This window comes from Massilia sp. X63 (genome assembly GCF_041023745.1).
Classification (GTDB): Bacteria; Pseudomonadota; Gammaproteobacteria; order Burkholderiales; family Burkholderiaceae_D; genus Telluria.
On sequence record NZ_JBFTEF010000023.1, the window covers coordinates 26,861 to 34,102 of the forward strand.

5 protein-coding genes and 1 pseudogene are annotated in these 7,242 nt (G+C 62.8%); 5 read left to right on the top strand and 1 reads right to left on the bottom strand.

Features of this window, described 5'->3' with window-relative positions; all coding sequences use genetic code 11:
- Positions 1 to 85: 85 nt before the first annotated feature.
- The 4 genes and pseudogenes from AB3347_RS24835 to AB3347_RS24850 form a co-directional block, all read left to right on the top strand.
- On the top strand, positions 86 to 892 hold the full coding sequence (locus AB3347_RS24835; protein WP_027868051.1) for a TlpA disulfide reductase family protein: 807 nt from the start codon (positions 86 to 88) through the stop codon (positions 890 to 892).
- Between the two features lie 47 nt (positions 893 to 939).
- Entirely contained in the window at positions 940 to 2,751 is a 1,812-nt protein-coding gene (dsbD, locus tag AB3347_RS24840; protein ID WP_273162124.1) for a protein-disulfide reductase DsbD, read from the top strand.
- Positions 2,752 to 2,777: 26 nt separating this feature from the next.
- Positions 2,778 to 3,593, top strand: a complete 816-nt coding sequence (gene dsbG, locus AB3347_RS24845) for a thiol:disulfide interchange protein DsbG (protein WP_273162127.1) — start codon at positions 2,778 to 2,780, stop codon at positions 3,591 to 3,593.
- Positions 3,594 to 3,731: 138 nt separating this feature from the next.
- Positions 3,732 to 3,893: pseudogene (locus tag AB3347_RS24850) on the top strand (methyl-accepting chemotaxis protein); the annotation flags it as partial.
- A gap of 170 nt (positions 3,894 to 4,063) precedes the next feature.
- Here AB3347_RS24850 and AB3347_RS24855 read toward each other — a convergent pair.
- Positions 4,064 to 4,873: a TlpA disulfide reductase family protein gene (locus tag AB3347_RS24855; RefSeq protein ID WP_027867948.1), complete on the bottom strand. Its 810-nt coding sequence runs from the start codon at positions 4,871 to 4,873 to the stop codon at positions 4,064 to 4,066.
- 443 nt (positions 4,874 to 5,316) lie between these two features.
- Between AB3347_RS24855 and AB3347_RS24860 the strand changes: the two genes are divergently transcribed.
- Positions 5,317 to 6,285 (top strand): DNA-binding protein, encoded by a 969-nt coding sequence (locus AB3347_RS24860; RefSeq protein ID WP_369094362.1) that lies wholly within the window; start codon positions 5,317 to 5,319, stop codon positions 6,283 to 6,285.
- Positions 6,286 to 7,242: the final 957 nt, after the last annotated feature.

Below are 7,242 nucleotides of genomic sequence, written 5' to 3' on the forward strand. Positions count from 1 at the left end.
AATCGTCAGGCAATAGGATGGCTGTATTCGCCAGGCGTCGAACCGGCCCGTCGGGCCGGCGCCATGCGCAGGAAAGCACACCACCATGATTGTCACACTCGGCCCGCTTGCCTTGCCCGCGCAACTGCTGGTCGCATTCGCAACGATCATCCTCGGTTCCGCCATCGGCAATAGGGTGGCGGCCAGGCGCGGCGTGAAGGCCGAGGGCTCGCTCTGGCTGATCATCGCCGGGGCGATCCTGGTGGCGCGCATCGTCTTTGTCGCCCGTTACTGGCCGCTGTACGCGGAAGAACCCTGGCGGCTGCCGGACCTGCGCGACGGCGGGCTGGCGCCGGTCGCGGGCTTCACGGCCGCTGTCATCATCGGCGCCATCCTGGCATGGCGCAGGGCCGAGCAGCGCGCCGCGATCGTCATTGCCTTATGGGCCGGCATCTTCATCTGGATCGCCGGGAACGGGCTGATCCGCATGGCCACCGAGCGCCAGGCCCTGCCCGAGGTGATGCTGACGGATCTTGACGGACGCGCCGTTCCATTGTCCGCATTTGCCGGCAAGCCCATGGTGGTCAACCTGTGGGCCAGTTGGTGCCCGCCTTGCAGGAGAGAAATGCCCGCCCTTGGCAAGGCGCAGCGCGAAGCGAACGACCTGAACTTCGTATTCGTCAACCAGGGCGAGGACAGCGCCACGGTACGTGCCTACCTGAAGGCCGAGGGCCTGCCGCTGCGGAACGTGGTGCTCGACCCCGGCGGAGCATTGGCCAAGGCAGCCGGCGCCCCGGGCCTGCCGACCACGCTGTTTGTCGACGCGAACGGAATACTCGTCGACAAGCGGATGGGCGAGGTATCGAGCGCCACGCTGGCCGAACACCTGGCGGTCCTGCGCAGCAAGCGCTGAACCGGAAACGCGAGAGAGCGACATTAATGAAAGACAGGAGAGAGCGTATGGTCTTCTTATCACGAACGCTACCCGGAATGGGCCGGTGGCTGCTTGCGCTGCTGCTGGTTCCGCTTGCCGCGGTGCTGCTTGCAGCATCCGGCAACGCGGCGGCCGCTGAAGACGATTTCCTGCCGCCCGAGCAGGCGTTCCGCTTCGCCGCCTACATGGTCGACGGACAGACCGCTGAAGTGCGCTTTGACATTGCGCCCGGCTATTACATGTACCGCGAGCGCTTCGCATTCGAAGCCGGGGAGACCCGGCTCGGACAGCCTGTGTTCCCGGCTGGCGAGAAGCATTTCGACGAGACCTTCCAGAAGGAAATGGAAACCTATCGCGGCGTGGTCAGGGTGCGCATTCCCGTGGACGGGACGGGAAGCTTCACATTGAAGACCACCTCGCAGGGCTGCTCCGACAAGGGCTTGTGCTATCCGCCGATGGCATCGAGCGCGGTCCTGGAGGCCGCCGGGCCATCGGGGCTGCGCCCGGCCGCTGCTGCGCAACCGGCAGCAGCCGCCCTCGAAGGTACGCTGACCGACGACAACGATAGTGGACGCATCGAACGGGCCTTGAGCAGCCGCGAGCTGGCGGTCATCGTCCCGATGTTCCTGCTGCTGGGTCTGGGCCTCTCGTTCACGCCCTGCGTGCTGCCGATGCTGCCGATCCTCTCCTCGATCATCGTCGGCGACAAGGGTTCCGCGTCGCGCTTGCGGGGCCTTGCCCTGTCGGTGTCGTATTCGCTCGGCATGGCGATCGTGTATACCGCGATGGGCGTGGCGGCCGGCCTGGCGGGCGAAGGACTGGCAGCGGCGCTGCAGAACGCCTGGGTGCTGGGCGCGTTCGCCCTCTTGATGGTCGTGCTGGCGCTACCGATGTTCGGCGTGTTCGAGCTGCAGGTGCCGGCGGCGATCCAGTCGCGCCTGGCGGGAGCCTCCAACCGGCAGGGGACAGGCACGCACGCGGGGGTGTTTGCAATGGGAGCCATCTCGGCACTGATCGTCGGTCCCTGCGTCGCCGCACCGCTCGCGGGCGCGCTCGTGTACATCAGCCAGACCAAGGATGCCTTCATCGGCGGCAGCGCATTGTTCGCGATGGCCGCCGGAATGAGCGTGCCGCTGCTGCTGGTCGGCGCCTCGGCGGGCACCCTGCTGCCGCGCGCGGGCGCCTGGATGACGGGTGTCAAGCGCTTCTTCGGCGTGCTGATGCTGGGCACCGCATTGTGGATCGCGGCGCCGGTCCTGCCGCCCCAGGCGCTGATGCTGGGCTGGGGCTTGCTGGGAACGGGCTATGCCGCGTCGCTACTGCTGCCGCGTCCACGCCGGCCGCTTGGTGTGGCCGCCGGCCTCGTCGTCGGGGTGCTGGGCGCGGCGCAGCTGGCCGGCCTGGCCGCTGGCGGGACCGATCCGCTGGCGCCTTTCGCCACGGCGGAGGCGCACCAGGAGACCCGGTTCCAGAGAATCCGCTCGATCGAGGAGCTCGATGCCGTCCTGGCCCGGAGCCCGGGCAAGACCGTCATGCTCGACTTCTACGCGGACTGGTGCGTGTCATGCAAGGAAATGGAGCGTTTCACGTTCTCCGATCCGCGCGTACAGTCACGCTTCGACCAGATGCTGCTGCTCCAGGCCGACGTCACTGCCAACAACGCGGCCGACCAGGCCTTGCTCAAGCGCTTTGGCCTGTTCGGCCCACCCGGGATCATCTTTTTCGGCGCCGACGGCCGTGAACTCGGCGGCACACGAGTCATCGGCTACGAGGATGCCGATTCCTTCCTCGCTTCGCTTCGCAAGGCGGAAGCCGCGCAACCCCCCCCCCAATCTTAATCAACGCCTTCACTATCGGAGTCGACATGCAGGCTTTCAAATACGCGGTGCCAACCGCACTCGCAGCAGCACTCATCAATACGGCCGCCTTCGCCACCGAGCAGACCCCACCGGTCCTGGAGCGCGCCGTAAGCGCCGGCGTCAAGGTGGTCAGGCAGTTCCCGGCCGGCTCGGGGCTCACCGGCTGGGTGCTTTCCCAGGGGGGGCGCCATTCGCTCGTATACACAACGGCGGACGGAAAGACGCTGGTGGCGGGAGCGCTGATCGATGAACGTGGCCAGAACCTCTCGGCCCAGCACGAAGACATGTACATCCCCAAGCCGGATTTCGCAGCCGCATTCGCACAACTGGAGAAATCGGCATTCATCGCCGAGGGCAGCACCAAGAATCCGAAAAGCATCATCTACGCCTTCGTCGATCCGAACTGCCCTTATTGCCACTTCATGTGGCGTGCAGTCCAGCCGTACGAGGCGGCTGGACTGCAGGTGCGCTGGATCCCCGTCGCAACGCTCGGCCCGACGAGCATGCCGAAAGCGATCGAGGTGCTGGCATCGCCGGACAAGACCGCGGCCTTCCGGCACATGGAACAGAACCATGGGAAGCCGTGGAAGCCACAGGCCGGCAAGACCGAGCAGAACCAGCCCGCGGTGGCGGCGTCGATCCGCAGGAATGGCGAGCTGATGGAGCAGTTCGGCATCGCCGGTACCCCTGGCGTGGTCTGGCGCGACAGCCAAGGCAAGGTCCAGGTGAAGAGCGGCATGCCGCGCCTGTCGGAACTGCCCGCCATGACTGGCCTGCCTGAACAACGGATAAGCGATCCGGCGCTGGCCAAGTTCAAATGATGTGATTTACGGCGCGGAGTGACACGCGTCGCCAACGCGAGCAGGGCAGGGCGCTACATGAGCTAAGCCATCCGCGTACCCCAAACTGTGGATGCCTCATCGGGCGACTCAGCCTGATTCTTCCAACGAAGACGCGGGCTAAGTGCGTGCGTGAAGCGTGTCACCGACATCATGCCCGCAGTCGCCCTTGCCGGGCAGGAGCAGAGCGCCGCGATCGCCCGCGTTAACCACGCCAACGCGCAGATGGACCTGGTTACGCAGCAGGATGCGGCACACGTGGAAGAGGCCGCTGCTGCTGCGGTTCAATGCAGGCGCAGGCCGAGAAGCTTCTGGCAATGGTCAGCACTTTCAAGCTCGCCGCGGGTAGGTCGCGCATCGGCCGCATATGGAAGGCGTGGCTACCCACGCGCGTCGTCACTCGTTGCCGGCGACGGTAAGCTAAGGCGCTTCGGCAGGGCGCTATTGGATGTTCAGCGCTTGAATCCATTCACCGGCGCCGCCAGCATCTCGAGGCGCGTGTCGAGGCCATCACGGTCTAGCTCCCCCATGTGACGCAGGAAGAGGCGCCCATCCTTGCCATAGAACAGGGTTGTCGGCATGGCAAACGAGCCGGTGCGCCGTCCCACTTCCCGGGCACGGTCGGTGAATACGTTGTCGAGCTTGAGTTTTTGCTGCGCCATGAAGGCCTGTATTGTCGCCGCGTCCTCACCCTGGTTGACGAAGACAAAGGTGATGCCGGGGTGACGCCGCTGGGCTTCCTCAAGCGCTGGCATCTCGCGTCGGCATGGTGGACACCACGTCGCCCACAGGTTGACCACCATCGGCTTGTCTGTCAGGGTCCGCAACTGGACCGGAGTGCCATCGAGACGCCGTAGTTCGACCAGGGGTACTGGAGTACTGGGCGGCCCGAAATTGAGCGTGGCGATCGCGCCACCTATCCAGACGACGGCACCGGTGAGGATCGCCGCAAGGACCGGACGGCGCGGCGTGCCAGTCCGGGCCGTAAAGTGTGCGCCCAGCACGAATGCCGCAAGGATGCCGCCAGCGTCAGAGAAGCCGCCGTCACTCAAATCGGCTATCGAGAGCGGTTCGCCCGCATATTCCGGTGCGTTCTGCAGCACGAAGATGACACGCGCCACAACCAGGCTGCCGAGAATCGTTTTCCATATCGCTGGCCAGCTGTGCCAGCCGCGCCTGTGCCGGTACCACCAGCTCACGGCAGCGCTGGCGGAGATTGCCAGCGCCGGTATTGCCCATCTACCCACGTCAAATTCGTCCACTACGGCGCTCCTAACGGACAGCCGACATGGCTGCCATCCACGGCCATTCCGTGCTGGCGGACCGCTTAGGAAAGAAGCCTAAGGGTTGAGGGTTAACGGAGCATTAGCATTTCAATAAGGCTGTGTGGTGGGCTGCCGCCAGCATTCCGACGCTGACGATGGGCACGTACGCCGTCCCAGGCGCGTGCCTCGATTGTGCGGGAAGCGTTTGCGGCGCAGCCGCGGCATAAGAGGAAGGAACCTTGGCTGGATCTGACATTATAAGAATAATGTCACATTTCTGGAGTAGGGGGCCCGAAACATTACGTATTACGTAGTAATATAAAGTATTCGGGAGGACCTTATGCTGGACCAAATGGATCTTGACGCCGCCCTACAGGCAGACGTGGAGAAGCTGCGAACAGAGCACCCGCGGACGCCTGACCTCTACAGAGAGGTGTGCATTGTCATGTTTTTCCGGTACGGGATTACGCCCACCGCTAATAAGCTGTATCAGCTGGTTCGTAAAGGCAGCATGTCGGGCCCCGACCGAGGCCCTGCGCGCTTTCTGGGCCGACCTGCGCCGGTCAGGCAAGGTGGAGCTGGGCCAACCCGGCCTGCCTGACGACCTGGTACAGGCCGCCGGCGACCTTGTGTTGAAACTGTGGAACTCGGCGCAGAGCGCGGCAAACTGGTCTTTCGACGAGTTTCGGCAGGCTGTGGCCCATGAACGTGACTCGGCACTTCGAGAAAAACAAACTGTCCAGGATCAGCTCTATAACGCCGATCGGGAACTGCAGGTACTCGTTGTAAAACTGGAGACTGCTGCCCGAGAAAACGCGACCTTGCGTGAAGAGGCCGCTGTTAGTGTTGCGGCAGCCGCCGAGCTGAACGCTAAGCTAGCTGATGCACGCCAAGCCGTTTCGGAAGCCGGGCGGCAGCTTGAGGTAATCCGTACCGAACACGCTTCGGAGATCGAGCGAGTCACGGCACGGATCACGCAAGCCGAGGAGCGCTACGCTGCGTTAGAACGTCGCGCTCTTCTCGAAATTGATCGCGAACGTACGGCCGTGAACAAGCTGGAGAAGGCTCTCGAGTCAGAGCGGAGCCTGTCCGCGGCATCGTCGCAGCGACTCCAGTCTGAGCTGACCCATGCGCAGATCGAAGTGGCGAAGCGGGCCAGAGACTTTGCCGCGCTCGACGGCAACCTAATAGCTGCCATCAATGAGAGGGATATTGCTCGAGCTAAGGCGGAGCAATTGCAAGCCGTTACGTCGGATTTGACCGGCCAGATTGCGGTAGAGCGAGCCCGCGCGGAGGTGCTTCGTGAGCAGCTAAACCGTCGCCCATCTACGTCGACTCGCGCCGCCAAACTAAGCCAGCAGGGAGAAAGTCGCGCCACGCGCCGTTCTAAAGCAAAGCCGGGTGCATGATTGCGTCGGAGGCAGGGAAGGAAATACAGAAACTTCAAGCACTTGGCCTCAATCTTCTCAGAGGAGGGCTAGCCGGAACTGGTCCGCTTAAAACGTTTGTTTTAAGTTGTCCAAACGGCCATTTAGCTGCAGGTCCGAGCTACCATACGGTGAGGAGCTGTAGATCCTGCAGCCGCTCCTCTTAACTCCACCTGAAAGGAAGACGTATGACTGTTCCGCGAGGCAACAACCGCCGTGGTGTCCTCCGACCACCTTCTTCATTGCCGGGAGCGAATTCGGCAATCCGCCCAGTCGATTTCGGCACACATCCTGTCCTCCTTCGCACTTACATCTGTCCAACGATGCAGGTAGAGGAACTGGCGGAACGCGTTGCCGGATGGATTAACGCAGGTGTGCAACAGGCTGTCGTATTCGGACCGCCCGGCGCTGGCAAGACTTACGGCATACGGTATGTCACCGAACGCCTATCTGCCCAGTTCGCGGATGTTGGATTTGTGGACATACGTGCTGGGCCATCGGCGACACACATGGACGAGACCGTCTTTTCGCTGAACAACACGTTATGAACCTGATCGAGGAAACAGGTCAGCGTTCTGTGGTCCTCTGGATAGACGAATCACAGTTGTTGGATCCGGCCACGGAAATCAGCTTGCGTCACGTGCAAGACCGACTCAAGGGGAATGAGATTGGATCACTTACTGTCCTGGGGTAATCCTCCCATTTTTAGAGCACACTAAAAGTAGAGGTTAAGCGGCCAGCGCCAATTTCTGTTTTGGCGTGATACCGCCGAGCGCCATGTTGGGCCGGTCGTGATTGTAGGTCCACAACCACGGCGTTTGTCAACGTAGTTGTCGCGTCACCTCAAGCTGCGCGCTTTAATTCTTCTGGTCGAATCCGTTCCGGATTCAACCAGACCTGATTCTCCAGTGTCCAGTTCCTGATGCCCCGCGACCAGCG